This window comes from Streptomyces sp. NBC_00083, assembly GCF_026343295.1.
Lineage (GTDB): Bacteria > Actinomycetota > Actinomycetes > Streptomycetales > Streptomycetaceae > Streptomyces.
On the sequence record NZ_JAPELY010000005.1, the window covers coordinates 74,934 to 97,741 of the forward strand.

Here is a 22,808-nt window from a genome sequence, read left to right on the forward strand (position 1 = left end):
CCGGAAACCGAACAAAGGAGAGCGGGGGTTTTACGCCCCGGGCCGGCCTTGGCCGAGCCTCGTGCGGCGCGTCAGACGGTGTGCCGGTCGGCCACGGTGAGGGCCTCGTCGAGGACGGCGAGCCCTTCCTTGGCCTCGGCCTCGGTGACGTTGCAGGGCGGCACGACGTGGGTGCGGTTCATGTTGATGAAGGGCCACAGGCCGTTCTTCTTGCAGGCGGCGCCGAACGCGGCCATCGGCGCGTTGTCCGCGCCGGTCGCGTTGTACGGCACGAGCGGCTCGCGCGTCTCCTTGGAGCGGACGAGTTCGAGCGCCCAGAACACCCCGGAGCCGCGCACCTCGCCGACGGACGGGTGCCGCTCGGCGATCTCGCGGAGCCCCGGCTCCAGGACGGCCCGGCCGATGTGGGCGGCCTGCTCCACGATGCCCTCCTCCTCCATCACCTGGATGGTGGCGACGGCGGCGGCGCAGGCGAGGGGGTGCCCGGAGTAGGTGAGGCCGCCGGGGAAGGGCCGGTGCTCGAAGGTCTCGGCGATCTTCGCGCTGATGGCGACACCGCCGAGCGGCACGTACCCGGAGTTGACGCCCTTGGCGAAGGTCAGCAGGTCGGGCACGACGTCGTAGTGCTCAAGGGCGAACCACTTGCCGGTCCTGCCGAACCCGGCCATGACCTCGTCGAGGACGAGCACGATCCCGTACTTGTCGCACAGCGCGCGCACGCCGGGCAGGTAGCCGGGCGGCGGCGTCATGATGCCGGCGGTGCCCGGCACGGACTCCAGGATGATCGCGGCGACGGTCGCGGCGCCCTCGAAGACGAGGGTGTCCTCCAGGTGCCGCAGCGCGCGCTCGCACTCCTCCGCCTCGGTGGTGGCGTGGAAGGGCGAGCGGTAGAGGAACGGCGCCCAGAACCGCACGACACCGGCCGACCCGCTGTCGGAGGCCCACCGGCGCGGGTCGCCGGTGAGGTTGATCGCGGTGTGCGTCCCCCCGTGGTACGAGCGGTACGCGCTCAGCACCTTGTGGCGCCCGGTGTGCAGCCGGGCCATGCGGATGGCGTTCTCGACGGCCTCGGCACCACCGTTGGTGAAGAAGATCTTGTCGAGGTCCCCCGGGGTGTGCGAGGCGATCAGCCGGGCCGCCTCCGAGCGGGCCTCGACCGCGAACGCGGGCGCGAAGGTCGTCATCGTCGCGGCCTGCTCCTGGATCGCGGCGACGACCTTCGGGTGCTGGTACCCGATGTTGGTGAAGACGAGGCCGCTGGTGAAGTCGAGGTAGCGGTTGCCCTCGTAATCCCAGAAGTACGACCCCTCCGCGCCGGCCACGGCGAGCGGGTCGATCAGGCCCTGGGCGGACCAGGAGTGGAACACGTGCGCGCGGTCGGCGGCCTTCACTGCCGCGCCGGCCGTCGGGTCGGGGGTGCCTTGAGGGGTCATGGGTCCAGGGTAAGTACGCCCAGGTAGACCCGGCCATGGCCATCCTGTCCACCGAGATGCCCCACCTTCGGCACTCTGTCGGTTGGCACCGCGTGCCCCGCCGGGGTGCGGGACTGTGCCCCGCACGCGGCTCCGCCGCGGCGGGCGCCGCCGCGTGGCTCGGTGCCGGGTGCCCTACAGGGCGCGCGGCCTGTCGACGCCGGGTGCCCTACAGGGGCGCGGGGAACTGCGCGAGACGCGGGCACGGTCCGCAGACGAAAGCGGGGTTCCTGGGGCTCCGCCCCAGACCCCGGGATGGCCCCACCCCACCCCTTCCCGAAACCCTCCGGAGGTTGTGGACGGCTGAGGTTCAGGAGCCTGGGGCTCCGCCCCAGACCCCGTTCGCGCCCGAAAGGCGCTCGTCCTCAAACGCCGGACAGGCTAAAGCGCGCTCGTCCTCAAACGCCGGACGGGCTGAGGTGGCCTGCATAAGCCAGGTTGAGCAGCCGAGCGGGCTGAAGAGGCCGCGGCCGAGCACCCTGCCGAGGGAGCCGGACTATCCTCACGACGTCGGCACGACGAAGCGCCCCCGAAAGGTGAGCCCCGCATGAGCACGGCCCCGGGCAGCACGCAGCGGCTCGAACCCGGCGACCCCGAGCGAATAGGCACGTACCGCCTCCTCGCCCGCCTGGGCGCAGGCGGCATGGGCCAGGTCTACCTCGCCCGCTCCGACCGCAACCGCACGGTCGCCGTCAAGCTGGTCCGCCCCGACCTCGCCGACCAGGACGAGTTCCGCGCCCGCTTCCGCCAGGAAGTCCGCGCCGCACTCCGCGTCGGCGGCGCCTGGACCGCCCCCGTCCTGGACGCCGACACCGAGGCCCCCGCCCCCTGGATCGCCACCGGCTACATCGCGGGCCCGTCCCTCCAGGCCGTCGTGAAGGGCCCGCACGGCCCCCTCCCCGACCACTCCGTACGCGTCCTGGCCCGCGGCCTGACCCTCGCGCTCAAGGACATCCACGGCGCCGGCATCGTCCACCGCGACCTCAAGCCGTCCAACGTCCTCATCACCATCGACGGGCCCCGCGTCATCGACTTCGGCATCGCCCGCGCCCTGGAGAGCGGTGCGGACGGCACCCTCACCCGCGCCGGCGCGCTCGTCGGCTCGCCGGGCTTCATGGCCCCCGAGCAGGTGCGGGGCGACCGGATCACCCCGGCCTGCGACGTGTTCTGCCTCGGCTCGGTCCTCGCGTACGCGGCGAGCGGCCGGCTGCCGTTCGGCGAGGCGTCGAGCGGGCCGCACGCGCAGATGTTCCGCATCGCGCAGGAGCCGCCCTCCCTCGACGGCGTACCCGACTCGCTCCAGGACCTCATACGCGACTGTCTCCACAAGGATCCGGCCGCCCGACCCGGCCTCGACCAGATCCTCTCCCGCCTCCCCGGCCACGCCACCGACCCGTGGCTGCCCGCCCCGCTCGTCGCCCAACTGGGCAGTCACGCCGCCCAGTTGCTCGACATGGAGGACCCGGGCGCGACGACCACCACCGCCCGCACCGGCACCACGAGCACCCGGGTCGCACCCCCCGGGGCGCCGCAGCCCGCGGAGACCCCCCACCCCCCGGCCGCCCACGCCGACATACCCGCGCCCCCGCACACATCCACCTTCGTACCGCGGTCCGCTCCCCCGGCCCCCCTCCCCACGGACCAGGCCGCGTACGACTATCCGCCCTCCCTCTCCACCCCCTACGCCCCGGAGCCCCCGCCCAGCCGCAGCACCAAGTCCACGGTGGCGCTGATCGCGGTAGCCCTGGTGGTGGCGGTCGGCGCCGGCGGCTCCGTGTACGCGTTCATGAGCGGCGACTCCCTGAACGGGGGCTCGGACGACAAGCGGCCCACGGCCTCCTCCACCGGCACCCCCAACTCCCCCTCGCCGTCCGGGAGTCCGAGCAAGGACACCTCCCCCTTCACCCCGGGCTCCGTACCGCACCAGTACATCGGCGCGTGGACGGCCACGGTCCCCACGGCCACCGGCGAGGACCCCCGCGACCTCGTCATCCGCGCGGGCAGCACGGGCGACACGATCCTGACGCTCACCGCGCAGGGCAGCGGCTACCACTGCGTCTTCCAGGCCCGCCTGACGTCGTCCCCCACCACCCGCAACTCCCAGCTCCAAATCGGCCCGTCCACTGTGGCCCCCGGCTCCACCGGCGCCTGCAACCCCGGAAAGCCGAGCACCATCAGCCTCCTGCCGGACGGCCGCCTGCACCGCCTGACGGCGGAGACCGGCGAGTTCCTCGACTACGAGAAGGACTGAGCGCCCCCGCGAGCCGGCTCACCGCCGCTCATACACCGCGACCCGCCGCCCGTGGACACGCGTGTCCGCCACGCAGACGAAGTACGCGTCGAGCGCCCGCCGCTTGGCCCGGTCGGCCTCCCTGGTCGAGCCCCCCTCCGCATCGGTGACGAGAAGGACGCGCCGATGCGCCGCCACCCCCGCCGCTATGTCGGCCGGATCCTTCTCGACCCCCTTCAACGTGCCCGATTCCACCGGGCTTTGGAGCAGCGCGACATCGTGGAGACCGGCGAACTTGGCCGGCGCCACAAGAGCGGTGTCACGCCGTGCGGCCGGTATGAACAGCACCCCGTCCCCGGCGCGCGCCGCGTCCGCCACGAGGTTCGCGGGCGCGATCACGTCGTCGACGCGGCTCGCCGGCCCCCGTTGCCCCAGCTCGACGGGGAGCAGGACGAAGCCCAGGGCGCCCACGCACACGGCCACCGCGACCCCGGGGCGCGCCAGGGCCCGGCACCCACGGGCGGCCGCCGCGCCGATCAGCAGGGCGAGACCCAGGTGCGAGAAGAGGATGTAACGGTCGACGTAGAGCGGCTTGGCGAGGGAGACCGTGAGCAGCGCGGCCTGCGGGAGCGCGAGCAGGGGAAGCGCGACCGCCGCGAGCGACACCCGCCCCTGCCCTCTGTCCCGCTTCCGGTCCTGGTCCCCTCCGGCCCGTGTCCGGCTCACCCAGGCACAGACCACCCCGCCGACGACCATGAGCGCGGGCACGGTCAGGGACCCCGGGGTGAGCGGCTTGATCCAGGAGACCTGGACCGACTGGTCGCGGCTGCGCAGGATCAGCGGGAGCGTTCCGGCCACGGCCACCGCCGAGGCCAGCGTCCAGCGCACGACGACGGCCCGCCCCGGCCGCGCGCACAGCACGGCGACGGCGTGCGCGGGCAGCAGGAGCAGGGCGAACCAGTTGAGCCAGGCGGCGACCAGGACGACCCCCGCGTACGCCGCCCACCGCACCGCGCGCCCCGGGCGCTCCAGCAGGCCGACGAGGAGCCACGTGCCGCACGCGGCCCCGAGGGTCACCAGGGCGTACGAGCGCCCTTCCTGCGCGTAGTTCTGGACCGCCGGTACGAGGGCGAGCGCGAAGCCCGCGCACAACCCCGTTGCCGCACCGCCCCGTTGGGCCCCGATCCGGGCGACGAACGCCGCCGCGCCCGCCATCGCCAGGACGGACGGCAGGCGCAGAACGGGCAGGCTGTCGCCGAAGACGGCGAACACGCCGTGCATCAGCAGGTAGTAGAGACCGTGCACGACATCGACGTGCTGCACGAGGTGCCACAACTCCGGGACGGAACGCTGCGACGCCTGCCACGTCGCGGCCTCGTCCCGCCACATGGTCTCCTGGCGGGTTATCCCCCACAGCCCGACACCGAGCATGAGGACCGCCGGAAGAAGAGGAATCCACAATGCACAGCGCCCGCGAAAGAAGCGTGCCCTGAACGGAGTTGATGCCATACGAGGTACTCCCGTGCGCAGAGTGCGGTCATGCAGGGGAGCAGCTCTGTCGACGGGTGATGGCCCCCAATTCACGGATGTACGTGATCTGCATTCATTGACCACAGGAGTATGCGGGCCCCCGACAACACCACGAAATTCCAGCCCGGACTGGCCGGAACCCGTTACACCCCGCCCGGCATTCCACTTGAGCGGGGAACTCCGTGCCGGTGCGGATCCCGGGATGAGTTGCGTGGATTCCGCTTTGCCGATTCCGTTCCGAAAAAAGGCCGACAGCGGTGACACCCTCCGCGCGGAGCGGGGAGTTCGGCCACGGGCCGGGCGCCCCGCCCGTCGTCGGCGTCCGGGTCTCAGGCGGAACCGTCCGTGAACCGCCCGACCTGACTCACCACCGAGTTGAGCAGCGGCGTGTGCACGAACCGGTCCGGCCCCGAGGGCGGGCATCGCCACGACAGGGGCCAGGTGTGGCCCCTCAGCGCCGGCACCGGCACGAAACTCACCTTCCCCCGCCCCGCGTTGAACGGCGTGGCCACCACCGGCCACGCCCGGTGCGACGTACTGCGCGGCGGCACCAGGAAGTACACCGCCCGCCACCCGAGCGCGTCCGCGACGATCGGCCCCGGGTCGCCCCCGGTCAGCTCCTCCATCACATCCGCCACACAGCGCCCGGCGTCCCCGTTGATCCGTACGGCGTCGAATTGAACGCCCGCTTTTCTGAGCTGGAACCCGGAGAGCGGAATCCAGTCGAGATTCACCTCATCGATGTGTGCATCCACGGGGACAGTGTGGGGCCACCCCGCTAGCGTTTTCCATGACCGTACGGGGACCGTTGGGGAGCCGTTGACCAGCCTCAACTCCCCGAGGGCCAGGTCGAATTCGGCGGGGCTGAGTCGTGACCGGTTGAGTCCGGTTGAGTCGGAGCGTGATCACGTATGGCACGAGCGGAAAACAAGGAAACGGCCGGGCCCATGGCGCAGATGGTCGCCAAACTCGCCCGCAAATTGCGAGTGAGGAAGGGCTGGTCCCAGGACCGATTGGGAGCCGAGCTGGGCTTCTCGGGGGCCGCGGTGAGCGCCATGGAAACCTTGGCCCAGCCCGCGAGCGATCAGATGCTGGTCGAGTTGGAACGCGTCCTCGGCGACGGCATGGGCATCTTCGAGGACGCCCGTGCTGCCGTACGGCTGGAGAAGTACCCGGACCAGTTCAAGGACTTCGCGCCGTTGGAGCAGAGCGCCGTCGTGCTCCAGATGTACGAAACCCTGGTCATCAACGGACTCTTCCAGACGGAGGAGTACGCGCGGGCGTTGATCGGCGGCGGCTACCCGCCTCTGTCCGAGCAGAGAGTAGAAGAGCTGGTCCAGGCCCGCATGGAACGACAGGCTCTCTTCGATCGACAGCCGATCATCTCGATTGAGCTGATCCTGGAGGAGGCGGTGTTACGGAGGACGATCGGCAGCGCTGACGTCATGAAGAACCAGATGCAGCACCTCATCGAGTGTTCGCACCGACGCAATGTCAACCTCCACGTGCTCCCGAGCGATTGCGGGACGAGCGGTGAACACGCCGGTGCCCGAGGCGGGATCACCTTGTTGGAGACTCCAGGGCATGACCGTCTCGGATACCTGGAAGTGCAGGACGAGAGCCTCCTCATCACCGACCCAGCAAAGGTGAGCACATACGCACGACGCTATGCGAAGATCCGAGCACAGGCCCTGGGTCCTCGCGAATCACTGGGTCGCATCAAGGAGTTGGCAGGAGAGTAGAGATGAGCAGCACCCTGCGGTGGTTCAAGTCCAGCTACAGCGACGACAGTGGGGGCCAGTGCATCGAGGTGGCTGCCAACTGGCGCAAGTCCTCGTACAGCAGCGACAGCGGCGGCCAGTGCGTAGAGGTGGCGACCTGCTGCGAAGCCGTCCACGTGCGGGACTCGAAGGTGACCGACGGCCCCTCACTCACCGTCGCCCCGGGCACATGGACGTCCTTCCTCAGCTGGGAAGGCGTCCCGGCCGGCTGAACCCACCTGCCGCGCGGCGCAGCCACACCGCGCAGCCACGCCGTGACGAATCTGCGACGACACCACATTGCACCTGCGACACGCGTTCGATAGACATGTAAGTCGTCGCGCGAGGCACGTGTGACGGTTCGTGATGTCCAGGCAGGCCGGTTACATCGTTTACGGGGGTGTGCGCGTGAAGTTCGACATGGGGTCCACGACTCTGTCCGATCTGGGGAAGAGCACCGAGGGTTCGAGTGGTGATCTCGGTTCGTTGATCCGGCAGTTGATCGCTGCTGCGGATCCGTTGGAGGGGAAGTTCAACGGGGCCGGGAAGGTCGCGTTCGACTCGTTCAAGAATCATGCCGACGAGATCACCAACGACCTGAACGGGTCGCTCCAGGACATTCTGGGCGGTCAGTCCGGGATGGACGGCGCGTTCGGTGCCGGTGACCACGAGCAGGAGTCGAACGCCCACCAGAACATGGCGTCGGCGAACTTCGACGCGGCGCGCTTCGGCGCCCGTCACTAATCCCGGGGGAGACAGATCATGGGTCAGAATCTGGACCGGCGCAGCTATGACACCGGCGCCTCGACCGAGGTGCAGGGCGGTCTCGCCGCGATCGTCGGGCACCTGGAGCGCGTCCTGAACGACCGTGACCGTGCCGTGAAGGCGGCCATGGCCGAGTTCACCGCCGACGGTGTGTCGGACGAGTACCACGGCAAGGAACTGCGCTGGAACAAGGCAGCCGGCGAGGTGCGCGAGATCATCCGCCTCGTCCGCAGCACGCTCGAACTCAACGACGGCACCGCCCACTCGACCCTGTCGAAGGCGAAGGCGGCCGTCGACGCCATCGGCTGAGTCGGCCGGTGCGGTCCGCGGTGGTGTGAATGACTGACGGGGGTGGGGTTCGGTGACGGGGTGGGACATCAAACCGGCCGGGGTGTCCGGCGTGCTGCAGAAGACGGCCACCGCGGCCGAGGCCATGTCGAAGGCCGGAACGGCGATGCAGGAGAGCTTGAAGTCGGCGGCGACGTCGGCGGGCACGATCTCGGGGCCGACCTGCGGTGAGGCCCCGATGGGCCCGGTGGGCGGCGCCCTCGGCGAGTTCATGCAGCACAAGGCGCAGGAGCTCGGCTACATCGCGGTGCGCACCCAGCACTCGCTCCAGGGCGCCTATGACGCGACGACGGAGTACGTGAAGGGCGACCTCGACATGGCCGCGAACAAGCAGAGCCAGGCCGTCAAGGAGCCCGTCGTCAACGACAAGGGCCAGGAGCTCGGGCCCGACGGCAAACCGGTCGAGCCCAACCCTGACGCGTCCAAGCCGGAGGCCCACAAGTGAGCAAGGATGTCATCGAGCCCGGCGGCATCCCCATGTTCACCGGCAATCTGGAACAGCTCACCAAGGACGCCGCCGCCCTCACCAAACAGGCCGGCGACTTCCGCGACGGCGGCGCGAACGTACACAAGGAGTTCCAGGGGCTGTCCGCCTGCTACCAGGCACCCGAGGCCGACCAGCTCTTCGCGACCACACTCCCCGTCAAGACGAAGGCGGACGACTTCGCCGACGGCCTGGAGAAGGCCGCCGCCGCGCTGACGGAGTATGAGACCCAAGTCCGGCCGCTGGTAACGAAGTTGCAGAATCTGCGGACGGACGCGTTCGCGTTCACCGACAGCATCGCCGGGGACGACCACTGGCGCCGCGACCAGAAGAAGATCGACCACAACAAGCAGTTGATGGACGATGTCGCCGCGACGATCGCCGCGTTCACGGACGCCGAGCGCGCCTGCCACGACAAGATCACCGCTCTGGTCGGCGGCAGCAAGCTGACGGTGGACGACGGCAGCCACAAGCCCGGCATGTACGGGTACTCCGCCGATGCGCTGAAGCACGCCGAGGAGACCCCGTGGGGCGGCTACGCCCAGCGGGAGTACACGGGTGCGCGCTGGTTGTGGGAGCAGACGAAGTCGTTCGTGTGGGACGGGTTCATCGTCGACGGCGTCTGGGGCACCATCAAGGGCCTCGGCACGCTGGTCGGCACCGACGGCTGGGACAAGGCGGGCCAGGCCTGGACGGGGCTGGCGAAGCTGGCCACAGGCCTGGTGATCACGGCGACCCCGCTCGGAGCCGCGTACTGGGCCGTCCCGGACAAGGACCTGCCGAGCTGGCTGCGGGATTCGCGTACGGCGATGAAGGAGACCGGCAAGGCGCTGGTCGCCTGGGACGAGTGGGGCAAGAACCCCGCGCGGGCCGCGGGCGGCGTCACCTTCAACGTCCTGACCACCGTCTTCACCGGCGGCGCGGGCAGCGCGGCCAAGGGCGGCGCCGTGGCGAAGGTCCTATCGGTGACGGGCAAGGTCGCGAAGGTCGTCGACCCGATGACGTACGTGGCGAAGGCCGGGAAGTTCGGCGTCATCAAGGTCGGCGACCTGTTCGGGAACCTCAAGAACATCACCAACGGCCGGTACGCGGACCTCATGGCGAACGGCGGCAAGTACGACTTCGACGCCGCGTACCCGAAGACCGCGGACGTCCCGGTGGTGAAGGGCAATTACATCGAGTGGCCCGGCGGCAGCCGGCTCAACCTCGACGACGGCAAGGTCTACAAGCCGGACGGCACGGTGGCGCCCGCGAAGGTCGAACTCAGCGCGGACGACATCGCCCGCCTGAAGAGCTCGCTGCCGCACGTGGACGCGACGGTGCCGGGCGGGGTGAAGGAGCCGGTGCTCGTCGGCGCGGGCGACCGCGCGGGCCACGTCGGCGACCACCCGACGACCCCGGGCCCCCGCACCCCGGGCGGCACGGCGGGCCACACGCCGGGGGGCACGGCCCATGACCTGGGCCACGGCGCGGCGAACGACCTCGACCGGGGCGCGACCGGCGGCAACCGCGGCGGAACCCCGTCCGCGGGCGACACGGCGGGGCACGCGGCGGGCCACACGGCGGACACCGGCGCGCACTCCGGTGGGCACGGGACGGGCGGGCACGACGGAGGCTCCGGCGGGCACGAGCCGGGCCACGGCGGCGGAGTCGGCGACGACGCGGGGCACGTCCCCGGCGAGCACGGCGGGACCGGCGGCGCGGGCCACGACGGGGGCGGGGGCGATGACGGCCCGGGAGGCGACTCCGGTCGTCCTGAGCGGCAGCCCGGGGTAGTCCTGGAAGGTGACCGGATAGGTCAGCAGCCCAGTGGGCCTATGCGCCCTGAGCAGGAGCCGGCCATCGCGGAGGCGCTCAAGGACATGAAAATATCTGTGGTGGACCAGGAGCGCATGCTGACGCAGCTGCGAAAGTCGGAATACGGAGCCGCAGTTGCCGATTACATTTCGAGCGGCCGATTCGCGGACGTTCCGAATTTCAGTCACCGCGAAGGCCTCCTTTACCAGGTGAAGCGGCGCGGCATGCTCCCTGCCGTGCACCAAGCAATGGAGCACGCCGCAGAGCTCCAGAGCAGGGGGGAGCATAATGTTGAATTCGAGCTCAAGATCCCGGACGAAAACCTTGATCTCGATGTCCTGATTCGCGGCGATGGGCGAATAGAATACGGCGCCCAGCTCAAAGACGTGGACAGTGTGGCAGGCATCAGATCAGCCGTGAAGAAGATCGCGGGTCATCAATTGAGTGGGGAAGGGGTCGATATAAAGGCTGGAATTTTGGACATCAAAGGCCCCCGAAGCGAGCTGACGGAGCGTGATATCGAAGCTGTGCAACGGGCCGCCGACCGCACTAACGCTTATTTTGAGCTAAGGTTTGACGATGGTTCTGTCACCGTCTACCCGACGAATGCCATGAAGCGGTAAGGAAGATCGACAAACATGCTGATGCGCGCACCAAAGGAGTCCGGCTCTTGGTTCTGGGATCTGGACGATATCGATGAGCCCGGACTAGAACCCGCGCTCCGGACTGCGGGGCGCATGTCTGCGGTGCTGCAGAAGCATGCGCTACTGGAGCCGCACGGGCTTGAGTGGAGCTGGTTTGAGACCGGAAGGGGCGGACTTGGGATTCATAGCCGCATTTCCCTTGTGGGACGCTCACTTGACGATCCGGACTTGCCGGATCGAATCCATGCCTGCCGGCCGTCCGGTTATCCGCACGCGGAAATCGGCGGGATCTTCGTACGGGGCTTCGGCGTATGGCTCGATGCGAGCGGCGCGCGGCACAGAGAGAATCGTCTTGTCGAGTTGATGGTGTCACCGGACGAGATCGGGCCTTGGGCCGAACTTTCCGTGCATCACGATGTATGGGCTGCGTGCGATTTCCGGGGTGAGCCGCACCCGGCCATTCATGCCGCCAACGCGCCGCGACTCGCGTCAGCTCTTGAGGAGCTCGTTCAGCTACTCGGCGTCGAGGCCCAACCCGGCGAGCCGACGTACTACGGGCATGCGGAGGGCTACGGGCTAGCCGCCACTGACATCATCGACGGACGGGGGCTGGATGTCACCGACGCGGACATCGGCTAACGCGGGAGGTCCCGGCCCGCGGGTCGCCAGCTGACGCAAACTGGATTCCCTGATGGGTACGACACGCAGGATCGACATCGACGGCCCCGACGTGGACATGGATGACTCCCAACGCCTGCTCTCCCGAGGCGAGTTGTTCAGCGGGGAAGTCGCCGAGTATTCGGCCGGAAAACTGGTGAGCCTGGACGAGTACTCGGAGGGTGTTCTGGACGGCTGGTCGCGGGAGTGGTACCCGGACGGCACCCTGCGTTCGGAGGGGCAGGTGCGGGAAGGCCTGCCCGCCGGGGAATTTAAGGCATGGCACGCCAATGGAGTGCTCGCTTCGCGGAAAGTCTTCGGTCAGGACGGTCTGTCCCTCCTCGAAGAGCTCCGGTGGGATGAGAACGGCCATCCCACACGCGCATGGTGGCCCCAGGACCGGTGAACCCCAGCCCGAGGGGGAATAGCGGTGCGGCCGGCTCGGAACTCCATAGGCGGGGACCACGGCGAGGGACGGCCAGTCCTGGGACGCGCCCGGTCGCGAAGGGACGGATGATGGAGCGCATGCCGATGAAGATTTCCAGGACCCCGTACAAGCCGTGTGACGACTCGGCGGAGTTGCTCCGTGGGCTCGACGCCCGGACGCTGAGGGAGATCGAGCGCATCGAGCGGTCCCCTAATATGTTCGGTCTCACGTTCAGCAAGACGCTCAGCACCGCGTACATCCACTGCCTGCACGACCCGACCGCGCGCACGAGCGAGACGTGGGAGGCGTGGGTGGCCGCCATGCAGACCGGGGCAGCACTGTTCGCCTCGGCCGCCGCGCCCGAGGGCTCCACCGTCGAGTGCATGATCGCGCACAAGCCCCGGACCATCCCCGCGCTCGGGGAACCCAAACACTTCACGGACGCCGGCACATGGCTGCAGGCGTTCTGGCTCGCGGTCATCTGCCGTGAGCAGGAGCGCATGACGCAGCTCTGCAAGGTGTCCGTCGAACAACTGTGGGCGTCAGGAGCGGATTTCGAGGAGTACATCTACGCCTGGGTCCAAGCCCTCCAGGCCTACTGGCTCCAACGCCCCGACCTCGGCGAAAAACTGGTCGCCGCCTTCGACGGCACCGACCCCCAGAACCTCCGCTTCGTCGACCGCGAGCTCATGCTCAAAATCCTCTATCCCCCACTCAACCTCTTCTACCGCTTCATCACCCAGGACCAGGAGAAGTTCAACGAAGCCCTGATCCAGGCCGTCCAGCTCCACCACGAATACTGGACCGAAGACGAAGAACGCCGCGAAGACCTCGACGGAGCCGTCGCCCTCGCCCCCCTCGCCCTCGCCTGCCTCGCCCACGACGCCGGACAACCCATCGAAGTGCAATCCGAATACCTCCCCGAAAACCTCCTCGACCGCAGCTGGCTCGGCGAGTTCCCCACCTGATGTGATCTCCTGGCGGCGACGGCGGGACCTCGTACGTCGCCGAAGCAGGCGGACAGCGGAGATGGGGAGCAGATGACTCTGAAGGCGGGCCAGCGGGTGGTGCTGGCGGCGGACACCCGGCTGACGGATTCGGCCGAGGTGTCGGGGGTCGTCATCGGGTTCCTGGCCCTGGCGGCGGGCACCGGCGGGACCGTCGAGCAGGTCGTCGGTGAGCAGGACGAGGACGACGACGTACGCGAGTACGAGCGGCTCAAGTCGCTGCTCGACTCCTTCGGGGACGGGATGCCCCCGGAGAGCAGGAAGCAGCTCGAAGAGAAGGTCCGCGCCCTGGAGCCCGCCTGGACCGCCTTCCAGGAGCGGGGGCCCCGCGTGAGCGTGCGGGTCCGTTTCGACAACGGGTTCATCCTGGACGGGGCCCACGAGGACGCCTTCGTCCCTGCCTGAGGGCCCGCCCGGGAACATACCTTCAGGAAGGTATGGTGAAACTATGACCATACGACCCCGCCCGAAGCCCGCCGTCGCCGATCTCAAGCAGGAGCGCGCCGTCCGGACCCGGGGACTCATCCTGGACGCGGCGGCGCGGGCCTTCGCGGACAAGGGGTATCCGGCGACCACCATCCTCGACGTGGCCGAGCTGATGGGTGCGACCAAGGGCGCGGTCTACTTCCACTTCGCCAACAAGGGCGCCCTCGCCGCCGCCGTGACCGAGGAGTTCTACGTACGCCTGCGGGCCTCCGCGCAGCAGGTGACGGACCAGGCGCTGCCCCCGCTGGCCACGCTCGCCGAACTCCTCGTCCGTACCGGTGTGTTGTTCCGTGACGACGAGGTCATCCGGGCCGGCGCCAGGCTCCAGATCGAGCAGTCCCTCATCGAGACGGACCTGCCGGCCCCGTTCGTCGGCTACACGGAGACGGTCACCGGCCTGCTGCGGGCCGCCCACGCGGAGGGCGCCCTGCCGGGCGGCCACGATCCCGAGGCGGTCGGGCGCGTGCTCGTCTCCGCGTTCTTCGGCGCGCAGCACATGTCCTGGGTGATGAACGACCGAGCCGACATCGCCGAGCGCGTACGGGAGATCCTGTCGGTCGTGCTTCCCGGCGCGGCCGATGCGGAAGCTGGGGCGGATGCGGCTGACCTGGCGGAAGCGGCAGGCGTGGCGGATGCCGGGGGCGCGCGGGGGCCGGGGGCGAAGTAGGGCTGCCCTGGCGCCAGTTGGTGGGCATTCCCGGGCGCGGCCCGGCAGGGGTGTCGCGCCGGCCCGCCCCCGGGCCCCGCGTGAAGCCCCTCGGCCCTACGGCTCCAGCACGATCTTGCCCGTCACATGGCCGCCCTCGATCAACTCGTGGGCCGCGTACGCCTCTTCGAGGGGAAGGACGCGGTCCACGTGCGGGCGGAGCAGGCTCTGGTCGACCAGGGCCGCCAGCGCCTCCAGGCCCACGTAATCGGGTTCCACCGACACCCCGGCGAACCGGTGGCCCGCCTCGCGGGTGCGCGCGGCGAGCGCGTCGTCGGCGCGGGCGACCGCCGTGACCAGGAGGCCGCCGGGGCGCAGGGTGCGCAGGGAGCGGTCCGCGTAGTCGCCGCCGATCAGTTCCAGCACGGTGTCGACGCCGGAGATCTCCGCAGCGAAGTCGGCCACCCGGTAGTCGACCACCTCGTCCGCGCCGAGCTCCTTCAGGAAGGTGTGCTTGGCCGCGCTCGCGGTGGTGATGACGTACGCGCCCCGCGCCTTGGCGATCTGGACGGCGAGATGGCCGACCCCACCGCCGCCCGCGTGGATCAGCACCCGCTGCCCAGGCCCCACGTCGGCGATCTCCACCAGGCTCTGCCACGCCGTGAGCCCGGCCAGCGGGATCGCGGCGGCCTCCGCGTGGCTCAGCCCGGCGGGCTTGCGGGCGAAGTGGCGCGAGGGCGCCGCGACGAACTCGGCGTAGGCGCCGGCCGCGCGCGGGAACATCGGCATGCCGAAGACCTCGTCGCCCTCCCGGAAGCGCGAGGTGCCCGGCACCACGTGCTCGACCACCCCCGACACGTCCCAGCCGAGGGTGAACGGGGGCTCTCCGTGCAGCGGGAACGCGCCGCTGCGGATCATCGCCTCGACCGGGTTGACCCCGATCGCCTCGACCCGCACCAGGATCTCGGTGGGCAGCGGCTCGGGCCGCTCGACCTCCGTCACCTTCAGGACTTCCGGGCCGCCGAAGGACTGCTGGACGATGGCACGCATGGGGAAACTCCTCACGGGCAGGGCAGTTGGGCACCCGAACGGGTCCCTCGTCGAACTCCCCCGACGACTGAGACCATAAAATACCTTCGCGAAGGAATCAATTGGGAAGAGGGGACTCCGCTGCCCGGACGGGACTCCCCTGCCCCGGTGGAACTCCGCCGCTCGAACGGGACTCCCCTGCCCCGACGGGACGCCGCTGCCCCGGACACGACGGAGCGGGGCCCCCGGCAGCCGTTTCGGTGCCGGGGACCCCGCTGTCCCGCGTGCGGGTCCCGCGTGCGGGTCCCGCTAGATGAAGGAGTTGATCTCGATCGTCTCGGTGCGGCCGGGGCCGACGCCGATCGCGGAGATCGGGGCGCCCGACATCTCCTCAAGGGCCTTCACGTAGGCCTTCGCGTTCTTCGGCAGCTCGTCGAAGGTCTTGGCCTTGGTGATGTCCTCGGACCATCCCGGCAGCTTCTCGTAGATCGGCTTCGCGTGGTGGAAGTCGGTCTGCGAGTACGGGAGTTCCTCGACGCGCTTGCCGTCGATCTCGTACGCGACACACACCGGGATCTCCTCCCAGCCGGTCAGCACGTCCAGCTTGGTGAGGAAGAAGTCGGTCAGGCCGTTCACGCGGGTCGCGTAGCGGGCGATCGGCGCGTCGAACCAGCCGCAGCGACGGTCACGGCCGGTGGTGACACCGCGCTCGCCGCCGATGCGGCGCAGCGCCTCGCCGTCCTCGTCGAACAGCTCGGTCGGGAACGGGCCGGCGCCGACGCGGGTCGTGTACGCCTTGAGGATGCCGATGACACGGCTGATCTTCGTCGGGCCCACGCCCGCACCCGTGCAGGCGCCGCCCGCGGTCGGGTTCGAGGAGGTGACGAAGGGGTACGTGCCGTGGTCGACGTCGAGCAGGGTGCCCTGGCCGCCCTCGAAGAGCACGACCTTGTCCTCGTCGAGCGCCTTGTTGAGGATCAGCGTGGTGTCGGCGACGAACGGCTTGAGCTGCTCCGCGTACTGGAGCATCTCCTCGACGATCTTGCCGACCTCGATCGCGCGGCGGTTGTAGACCTTGGCGAGCAGCTGGTTCTTGCCCTCCAGGGCCGCCTCGACCTTCTGCTCCAGGATCGACTCGTCGTAGAGGTCCTGGACGCGGATGCCGACGCGGTTGATCTTGTCGGCGTAGGTCGGGCCGATGCCGCGGCCGGTGGTGCCGATCTTCCGCTTGCCGAGGAAGCGCTCGGAGACCTTGTCGAGCGTGACGTTGTACGGCGTGATCAGGTGAGCGTTGCCGCTGATCAGGAGCTTGGACGTGTCGACGCCTCGCTCGTTCAGTCCGCTCAGCTCGGAGAGCAGGACCGCCGGGTCGACGACGACTCCGTTACCGATCACCGGGGTGCACCCCGGTGAGAGGATCCCGGAAGGGAGAAGATGCAGCGCGTACTTCTGGTCGCCTACGACGACGGTGTGGCCGGCATTGTTGCCGCCCTGGTAACGCACCACATAGTCAACGGAACCACCGAGGAGGTCGGTGGCCTTTCCCTTGCCCTCGTCACCCCACTGAGCACCGAGCAGCACAAGTGCGGGCACAGGCGTACACCCCTTCCGGGCGGGGCATGTCCAAGGTCAGGGGCATACGCGTTCCCTACATGGGTGCGTACACCATGGGCCTGATCCGTTGAACCGGTTGCCCCGGAATAGACGAAGCCCCTGGCGCAATAGCGCAAGGGGCTCTTGCACAAAGATGCTACCCGAGGAAGGACCGAGGTGTCGGCTGCGCACCAGCTCGTCGTGCTCATCGACCCGGTCGCCCGCCGTATTGACGGCGAGTCCGTACGGATCGCGAAAGATGTGCTGTGTGCGGGAGCACAGGCGAAAATCTGCTGGCCACAGGGGCCGGAAGAGTTCGCGAAGGCACTGGCCCGCCGGGGCGGCCGGCGCACCGTGGTGGTCGGCGACGACCAGGCTCTGCTACGCACCGTGACACTGCTGCACCGCGAGCGTGACCTCGACCGGGGCGAGCTGGGGCTGATTCCGGTCGGCGCGGCGGACTCGCTGCGGCTGGCCCGTTCGCTCGGGGTGCCGATGGGTGCGGTGGCGGCGGCGCGGGGCGTCCTGGACGGCGTGGGGCGCCGCCTCGACCTCCTGGTCGACGACTGCGACCAGGTCGTGCTCGGGGCGCTGCGCGTGCCCGCCCTGGGCCCCGTCCGCGCGCGGCCCGCGGCGCCGACGGTGTGGGGCACGGCACGCTCCCTGGTCCGCACCCTGGTGGGGGCGCCGGCCCCGGTGGCGGCGGCCGTCGCGCACCGGCTGCGGGTGGAGGCGGACGGGGTGCTCCTGAGCGACCTGGACCAGCCGGTGGCGGGGGTGTCGGTGGCGTCAGCGGACGGGCTCGCGCAGGTGGTGGTGCATGGGCGGACGGGTGAGCGGGCGCGGGCGTCGGCCCGTGCGGTGACCATTTCCGGGCCGGTGGGGGGATATCGGTACGGGGCGGACGCGGTGGTGGCCGGGCCGGTCCGTACGCGCACGTGGACCGCGCGGCCGGCCGCGTGGCGACTGATCCTCCCGGCGTGATCCCGGGGCCCTCTTCGGGCCGGGGGCCCTGTCCCGGGGTGCCGGGCGCCCTACGTCTCTGGGGGCGCGGGGTGCCCTGCCCCGGGGTGCCGGGTGGCCTACGTCTTTAGGGGCGCGGGGAACTGCGCGAGACGCGGGCACGGTCCGCAGACGAAGACCGGGGTTGCTGGGGCTCCGCCCCAGACCCCGTTCGCGCCTTGAGGGCGCTCGTCCTCCAACGCCGGACCGGCTGGAGGCGTGCGTGCCGGCTCGTGCCTCAACACTCCACGCGAAGCTCCTTGAGTCCCCGGATGACGAAGCCGGACCCCCGCTCGGGCTCGGCGGCCAACCGCATCCGGGGCGCTTTGGCGAGCAACTCCCCGAAGGAGCAATGGAGTTCGAGGCGGGCCAAGGGTGCGCCCAGGCAGTAGTGGATACCGGCACCGAAGGAGATGTGGGGGTTGTCGGCGCGAGAGAGGTCGAGCGCGGCGGGGTCGGCGAACCGGGCGGGGTCGTGGTTGGCGGACCCGAAGAGGAGCGCGACCTCGCTGCCGCGCGGGAGCACCTGCCCCGCGAACTCGATGTCTTCGAGCACCCAGCGCTCGAAGAGCTGGAGCGGGGTGTCGTACCGCATCAACTCCTCCACGGCGGTGGGCAGGAGGGCCTCGGGCGCGGCGCGCAGACGGGCAAGCTGCCCGGGGTTGCGCAGCAGCGCCCACCAGCCGTTCGCGGTGGTGTTGACGGTCGCCTCGTGGCCGGCGTTGAGGAGCAGGACGCAGGTAGAGATCATCTCCTGCTCGGTGAGGCGGGTACGGGGGCGAGAGCCGGCGTCTGCGCCGAGGCCGGGACCGCGCGTGCCGCCCCCACCGCCACCACTGTCCCGGCTGTCCTCGCTGTCCCTGCTGTCCTCGCCGGCGTCGTCGTACGCCGCGATGAGCGCGGAGATCAGGTCGTCGCCGGGGCGTGCGCGCCGCGCGGCGATCAACTCCCGCAGGTAGTCGCTGAATTCGACGGAGGCGCGTACGGCGCGGGTGGCGGTCTCCTCGTCGGGGTTGAGCTCGTACATGCCGCAGATCGCGGCGGACCACGGGCGCAGGAGGGGGCGGTCGGCTTGGGGGATGCCGAGCATTTCGGCGATGACGGCGACGGGGAGGGGTTCGGCCACCTCCGCGACGAGATCGCCGCCGCCCGCCGCGACGAAGTCGTCCACGAGCCGGGCGGCGAGCCGCCGCACGGTCGGAGCGAGCCGCTCCACGGTGCGCGGGGTGAACGCCTGCGAGACGAGCCGGCGGATGCGGGTGTGGTCCGGGGGCTCCAGGTCGAGCATGCCGTGGTCGTTGAGCGTGTGGAAGGGCTCGTGCGCGGCGGGCGGGGCGGTCCGGCCGAACTCCTCGTGGGTGAACCGGTGTTGATAACTCCGCCCGAGCCGGCGGTCGCGGAGCAGCGCGGACACGTCGGCGTGGTGGGGGACCAGCCACTGCCCGGTGGGCGGGTAGTGCAGCACCCGGCCTGCGGCTCTCAGCTCCGCGTACGCGGGGTAGGGGTTCGCGACGAAGTCCGCGGCGCGGGGGCGGAAGAGGGTGGCGGTGTTGGTCATGGGGTGAGCTTGGCAGGGCGCCCGTGCGTACGCGGTGCCCTTGGCTGGGCGAACCTTGGCAGGGAGCCCAGCATCGACACCCCCACCCCGCCCGACCCCGGCCCATTCGGGCCACCCCGGCCCGTCGGGTTGCTCGACCCCGGCCATGCGGGCCACCCCAGCCCGTCCGGCTGCTCGACCCCGGCCCACGCGGGCCACCTCAGCCCGTCCGGCGATTGAGGACGAGCGCCCTTCAGGCGCGAACGGGGTCTGGGGCGGAGCCCCAGGAACCCCGCCTTCGGCTGCGGACCGTGCCCGCGTCTCGCGCAGTTCCCCGCGCCCCCAGGTGGGCTGAACTTCGCGGCATGCCCAGTGCAGGCCACCTCAGCCCGTCCGACTGCTCGACCCCGGCCCATTCGGGCCACCTCAGCCCGTCCGGCGATTGAGGACGAGCGCCCTCATGGCGCGATACGGGGTCTGGGGCGGAGCCCCAGGGTGCCCGGCTTCCAGGGTGCGGACCGTGCGTGGCTGGTCGCGCAGTTCCCCGCGCCCCTGTAGGGCACCCGGCACCGAGCCGCAACTCGCGCCCACCGCGGCGGAGCCGCGCACGAGTCACAGCCCCGCGCCCCTAGCTACTCCAGGCCGGGCAGCATGCACATCCCCAGCCCGTCCGGCGATTGAGGACGAGGGCCCTCCCGGCGCGATACGGGGTCTGGGGCGGAGCCCCAGGGGGTCAGGAGGGGGTTACCAGGCGGGTTTCGTAGGCGTAGACCGCCGCCTGCGTGCGGTCACGGAGGCCCAGTTTCACCAGCACCCGGCTCACATGCGTCTTGATCGTCGACTCCGCCACCACCAGCCGCCCCGCGATCTCCTGGTTCGACAGGCCCTGGGCGATCAGGACGAGCACCTCCGTCTCGCGGTCGGTCAGCTCCTCGACCTCCCCCATCGGCGACGACGTCCGCTGCACCGGCAGGACCCGGGCGAACTCGTTGATCAGGCGCCGCGTCACCGAGGGCGCGAGCAGCGCCTCGCCGGACGCCACCACCCGTACCCCGTCGGCGAGTTGACGCGCCGAGGCGTCCTTCAGGAGGAAGCCGGACGCGCCCGCCCGCAGCGCCTGGTACACGTACTCGTCGAGGTCGAAGGTGGTCAGGACCAGCACCTTCGACGCTTCGTCCGCCGCCACGATCTCCCGCGTCGCCTCGATGCCGTTCATGTGCGGCATGCGGATGTCCATCAGGACCACGTCGGGGCGGAGCGCCCGCACCTGGGCCACCGCCTCGCGGCCGTCGACCGCCTCGCCGACGACCTCGATGTCCGGCTGCGCGCCGAGCAGGACCGAGAACCCCTCGCGCACCATCATCTGGTCGTCCACGATGAGGACCTTGATCGTCATGCCCGCTCCCCCGCTCGGTCCGCCGCCGCGCCCTTGGCCAGGTCCACGCCCGGCTGGTCCGGTTCGGCCGCGGCCACCGGCAGGAAGACCGTCACCTCGTAACCGCCCTCGGCCGTCCGCTCCGCCGTCATCACCCCGCCGAGCATCGCCACCCGCTCCGCCATGCCCGTGAGCCCGTGTCCGGAACCCTGCGAGGGGCCCGGCTCGGCGGTCGCGCGTCCGTTGACGATCCGCAGGCCGAGCCCGCCCAGGACGTACCCGATCTCCACCCGCGCCCCCGAGCCCGGCGCGTGCCGCAGGGTGTTGCTGAGCGCCTCCTGGATGATCCGGTACGCCGACAGCTCGACGCCCTGCGGGAGTTCGCGTACCGCGCCGGTGACGACCTTCTCCACGGGCAGCCCGGCCTCGCGGACGTTGCCGAGCAGGCCGTCGAGGTCGGCGAGGGTGGGCTGCGGGGCGTCCGGAGCCTCGTAGTCCTCGGCACGTACGACACCGAGCACCCGGCGCAGTTCGGTGAGCGCGGCCACCGCGTTCTCGCGGATCGTGGCGAAGGCCTGGGCCAGCTCGGGCGGCGGGTTCTCGACCCGGTAGGGCGCGGCCTCCGCCTGGATGGCGACGACCGACATGTGGTGCGCCACCACATCGTGCAGCTCGCGGGCGATGTTGGTGCGCTCCTCCAGAACGGTCCGCCTGTCCCGCTCCACCGCGGTGACCGACTTCTCCGCGCTGACCTGCCGTTCGGCGTCCTTGCGGATGTGCACGACGGAGATGACGAGGAGGACGGTGCCGTAGAAGATCGCCATCTGCACGCTGCCCAGCGAGTCGGTGCGACCGCGCAAAGTGCTCATGACCACGCTGACGGCGAGAGTGACCGCCCACATCCAGGCCGCGACCCGGGGCCGGGTGCGCAGCGCCACCACGACGAGGACGCTCAGGTGCATGAACGCGGTGCCGGGCGTCCACGGGCTCATGCTGCCGTGGTCCCCGAGCACCCCGGTGATGACGATCACCGCGCACGAGAGCCAGAACGCGCCGATGGGGCGGACGAGCGTCATGACCACCGGCACCGCCAGAAGCAGCCCGCTCAGCAGGAACGCGCGGCTCCCCTCGATCCCGCTCAGGCCGCGCGAGTAGCCGAGCAGCAGCGTGACGAAGGCGAGGAAGCCGACCGCCACGTGGGGCAGCCAGGCCGTCGCCTCGCGCATCCCGCCCCTGCGGCCGCTGCCGCCCCGCGTCCACCGGGGCCGGAGCGGCCGGTAGGCGAACGCGTCGTGGAACAGGTCCCTGCGCAGCCCTCCGTACGCGTCCATCGCCAACCGGAATTCCGGGGTGCGCTCGGCGGCGCCGCCCGCTGCTGTGCTGCCGCTCCCCTGCCGGGGCCTGGTCGTCTCGTTCACACCCACAACGGTAGGCGGCGGGCCGGGCCGGGTCGTCCGGCGCGATGGGGATCCTGCGGGATCCGCCTCAGGGACTACGCCGGGCCCCCGGCCCCCTCACGCGCTCGCCGTCACCTTGGCGACGAACGCCGCCACGTTCTGCACCGTCCGCTCGATCTTCTCCTCCACCGTGAGCGTCTCGTGCAGCCGCGACCCGGGGCCCGGGACCTTCGTGCCGCGTACGTACAGCGAGCAGTCGAGGTCGGCGCAGATGTAGGCGCCCACCGAGTTCCCCTGCTTGCCGGGCTTGCCCGCCTTCGGCGCGACCATCAGGGAGACTCCGCCGGAGTGGGTGGTCAGGCACATCGAGCACATGCTGCGCCGCTGCCGGCCGGAGACCGCGCTGGAGCAGCGCAGCGCGAGGCCCTGCGGGCGGCCGTCGAGCTCGACGACGAGGTAGCCGCGGTCGGGTGCCTGCGGGTCGCGCCAGCCCAGGTAGTCCAGGTCGTCCCAAGGCCGCTCGGCCAGGTCGTGCGGCACGGCCAGGCGCTTGGCCTCGCCCTTCGAGCAGTTCACGAAGGCGGCGCGGATGTCTTTTTCGGTCAGCGGCTTCATGCACACC

General features: G+C 70.5%; 22 protein-coding genes. 13 read left to right on the top strand and 9 right to left on the bottom strand.

The genetic code is table 11. The features are described 5' to 3' along the window. Positions 1-71: 71 nt before the first annotated feature. Positions 72-1,433 (bottom strand): aspartate aminotransferase family protein, encoded by a 1,362-nt coding sequence (locus tag OOJ98_RS32980; RefSeq protein ID WP_267058810.1) that lies wholly within the window; start codon positions 1,431-1,433, stop codon positions 72-74. A gap of 586 nt (positions 1,434-2,019) precedes the next feature. Here OOJ98_RS32980 and OOJ98_RS32985 point away from each other — a divergent pair. After that, positions 2,020-3,723, top strand: coding sequence for a serine/threonine-protein kinase (locus OOJ98_RS32985; RefSeq protein ID WP_267058811.1), 1,704 nt, complete (start codon positions 2,020-2,022; stop codon positions 3,721-3,723). An 18-nt stretch (positions 3,724-3,741) separates the two neighbouring features. Here the strand turns inward: OOJ98_RS32985 and OOJ98_RS32990 are convergent, their stop codons facing one another. Then, positions 3,742-5,133: a glycosyltransferase family 39 protein gene (locus OOJ98_RS32990; protein WP_267058812.1), complete on the bottom strand. Its 1,392-nt coding sequence runs from the start codon at positions 5,131-5,133 to the stop codon at positions 3,742-3,744. Positions 5,134-5,561: 428 nt separating this feature from the next. After that, positions 5,562-5,987, bottom strand: a complete 426-nt coding sequence (locus tag OOJ98_RS32995) for a hypothetical protein (RefSeq protein ID WP_267058813.1) — start codon at positions 5,985-5,987, stop codon at positions 5,562-5,564. 156 nt (positions 5,988-6,143) lie between these two features. On the opposite strand from OOJ98_RS32995, the gene OOJ98_RS33000 reads away from it, so the two are divergent. The 11 genes from OOJ98_RS33000 (at position 6,144) to OOJ98_RS33050 (ending at position 14,274) form a co-directional block, all read left to right on the top strand. Further along, positions 6,144-6,974 (top strand): helix-turn-helix transcriptional regulator, encoded by an 831-nt coding sequence (locus tag OOJ98_RS33000; RefSeq protein ID WP_267058814.1) that lies wholly within the window; start codon positions 6,144-6,146, stop codon positions 6,972-6,974. Positions 6,975-6,976: 2 nt separating this feature from the next. Continuing rightward, positions 6,977-7,225, top strand: a complete 249-nt coding sequence (locus OOJ98_RS33005) for a DUF397 domain-containing protein (RefSeq protein WP_267058815.1) — start codon at positions 6,977-6,979, stop codon at positions 7,223-7,225. Positions 7,226-7,400: 175 nt separating this feature from the next. Further along, positions 7,401-7,736: a hypothetical protein gene (locus OOJ98_RS33010; RefSeq protein WP_267056391.1), complete on the top strand. Its 336-nt coding sequence runs from the start codon at positions 7,401-7,403 to the stop codon at positions 7,734-7,736. 18 nt (positions 7,737-7,754) lie between these two features. Further along, on the top strand, positions 7,755-8,066 hold the full coding sequence (locus OOJ98_RS33015) for a pore-forming ESAT-6 family protein (RefSeq protein WP_267056390.1): 312 nt from the start codon (positions 7,755-7,757) through the stop codon (positions 8,064-8,066). Between the two features lie 52 nt (positions 8,067-8,118). Continuing rightward, positions 8,119-8,550 carry a DUF6507 family protein gene (locus OOJ98_RS33020; RefSeq protein ID WP_267058816.1) on the top strand — a complete coding sequence of 144 codons (432 nt, stop codon included), beginning with the start codon at positions 8,119-8,121 and terminating at the stop codon, positions 8,548-8,550. Further along, positions 8,547-11,009, top strand: a complete 2,463-nt coding sequence (locus OOJ98_RS33025; protein WP_267058817.1) for a hypothetical protein — start codon at positions 8,547-8,549, stop codon at positions 11,007-11,009. Before OOJ98_RS33020 ends, OOJ98_RS33025 begins: the two co-directional genes overlap by 4 nt. Before the next feature lie 15 nt (positions 11,010-11,024). After that, entirely contained in the window at positions 11,025-11,669 is a 645-nt protein-coding gene (locus tag OOJ98_RS33030; protein WP_267058818.1) for a hypothetical protein, read from the top strand. A 52-nt stretch (positions 11,670-11,721) separates the two neighbouring features. Further along, positions 11,722-12,093, top strand: coding sequence for a toxin-antitoxin system YwqK family antitoxin (locus OOJ98_RS33035; RefSeq protein WP_267058819.1), 372 nt, complete (start codon positions 11,722-11,724; stop codon positions 12,091-12,093). A gap of 125 nt (positions 12,094-12,218) precedes the next feature. Then, positions 12,219-13,082 carry an immunity 49 family protein gene (locus OOJ98_RS33040; RefSeq protein ID WP_267058820.1) on the top strand — a complete coding sequence of 288 codons (864 nt, stop codon included), beginning with the start codon at positions 12,219-12,221 and terminating at the stop codon, positions 13,080-13,082. A 72-nt stretch (positions 13,083-13,154) separates the two neighbouring features. Then, positions 13,155-13,526, top strand: coding sequence for a hypothetical protein (locus OOJ98_RS33045; RefSeq protein ID WP_267058821.1), 372 nt, complete (start codon positions 13,155-13,157; stop codon positions 13,524-13,526). Positions 13,527-13,569: 43 nt separating this feature from the next. Next, a complete protein-coding gene (locus tag OOJ98_RS33050) occupies positions 13,570-14,274 on the top strand; it encodes a ScbR family autoregulator-binding transcription factor (RefSeq protein WP_267058822.1) in 705 nt (234 codons plus the stop codon). A gap of 96 nt (positions 14,275-14,370) precedes the next feature. Here the strand turns inward: OOJ98_RS33050 and OOJ98_RS33055 are convergent, their stop codons facing one another. Further along, positions 14,371-15,303: an NADP-dependent oxidoreductase gene (locus OOJ98_RS33055; RefSeq protein WP_267058823.1), complete on the bottom strand. Its 933-nt coding sequence runs from the start codon at positions 15,301-15,303 to the stop codon at positions 14,371-14,373. Between the two features lie 288 nt (positions 15,304-15,591). Next, positions 15,592-16,875: an adenylosuccinate synthase gene (locus OOJ98_RS33060; protein WP_267058824.1), complete on the bottom strand. Its 1,284-nt coding sequence runs from the start codon at positions 16,873-16,875 to the stop codon at positions 15,592-15,594. Between the two features lie 177 nt (positions 16,876-17,052). Between OOJ98_RS33060 and OOJ98_RS33065 the strand changes: the two genes are divergently transcribed. Further along, complete coding sequence (locus OOJ98_RS33065; protein ID WP_267058825.1) at positions 17,053-17,859, top strand: diacylglycerol kinase; 807 nt, start codon at positions 17,053-17,055, stop codon at positions 17,857-17,859. A 256-nt stretch (positions 17,860-18,115) separates the two neighbouring features. Here OOJ98_RS33065 and OOJ98_RS33070 read toward each other — a convergent pair whose 3' ends face one another. From OOJ98_RS33070 to OOJ98_RS33085, 4 genes are all read right to left on the bottom strand, one after another. Continuing rightward, positions 18,116-19,435, bottom strand: a complete 1,320-nt coding sequence (locus OOJ98_RS33070) for a cytochrome P450 (protein ID WP_267058826.1) — start codon at positions 19,433-19,435, stop codon at positions 18,116-18,118. 712 nt (positions 19,436-20,147) lie between these two features. Further along, on the bottom strand, positions 20,148-20,810 hold the full coding sequence (locus OOJ98_RS33075; protein WP_267058827.1) for a response regulator transcription factor: 663 nt from the start codon (positions 20,808-20,810) through the stop codon (positions 20,148-20,150). Further along, a complete protein-coding gene (locus OOJ98_RS33080) occupies positions 20,807-22,120 on the bottom strand; it encodes a sensor histidine kinase (RefSeq protein WP_267059084.1) in 1,314 nt (437 codons plus the stop codon). The genes OOJ98_RS33075 and OOJ98_RS33080 overlap by 4 nt, the downstream gene beginning before the upstream one ends. A gap of 183 nt (positions 22,121-22,303) precedes the next feature. After that, positions 22,304-22,801 carry an FBP domain-containing protein gene (locus OOJ98_RS33085; protein ID WP_267058828.1) on the bottom strand — a complete coding sequence of 166 codons (498 nt, stop codon included), beginning with the start codon at positions 22,799-22,801 and terminating at the stop codon, positions 22,304-22,306. Between the last annotated feature and the right edge of the window lie 7 nt (positions 22,802-22,808).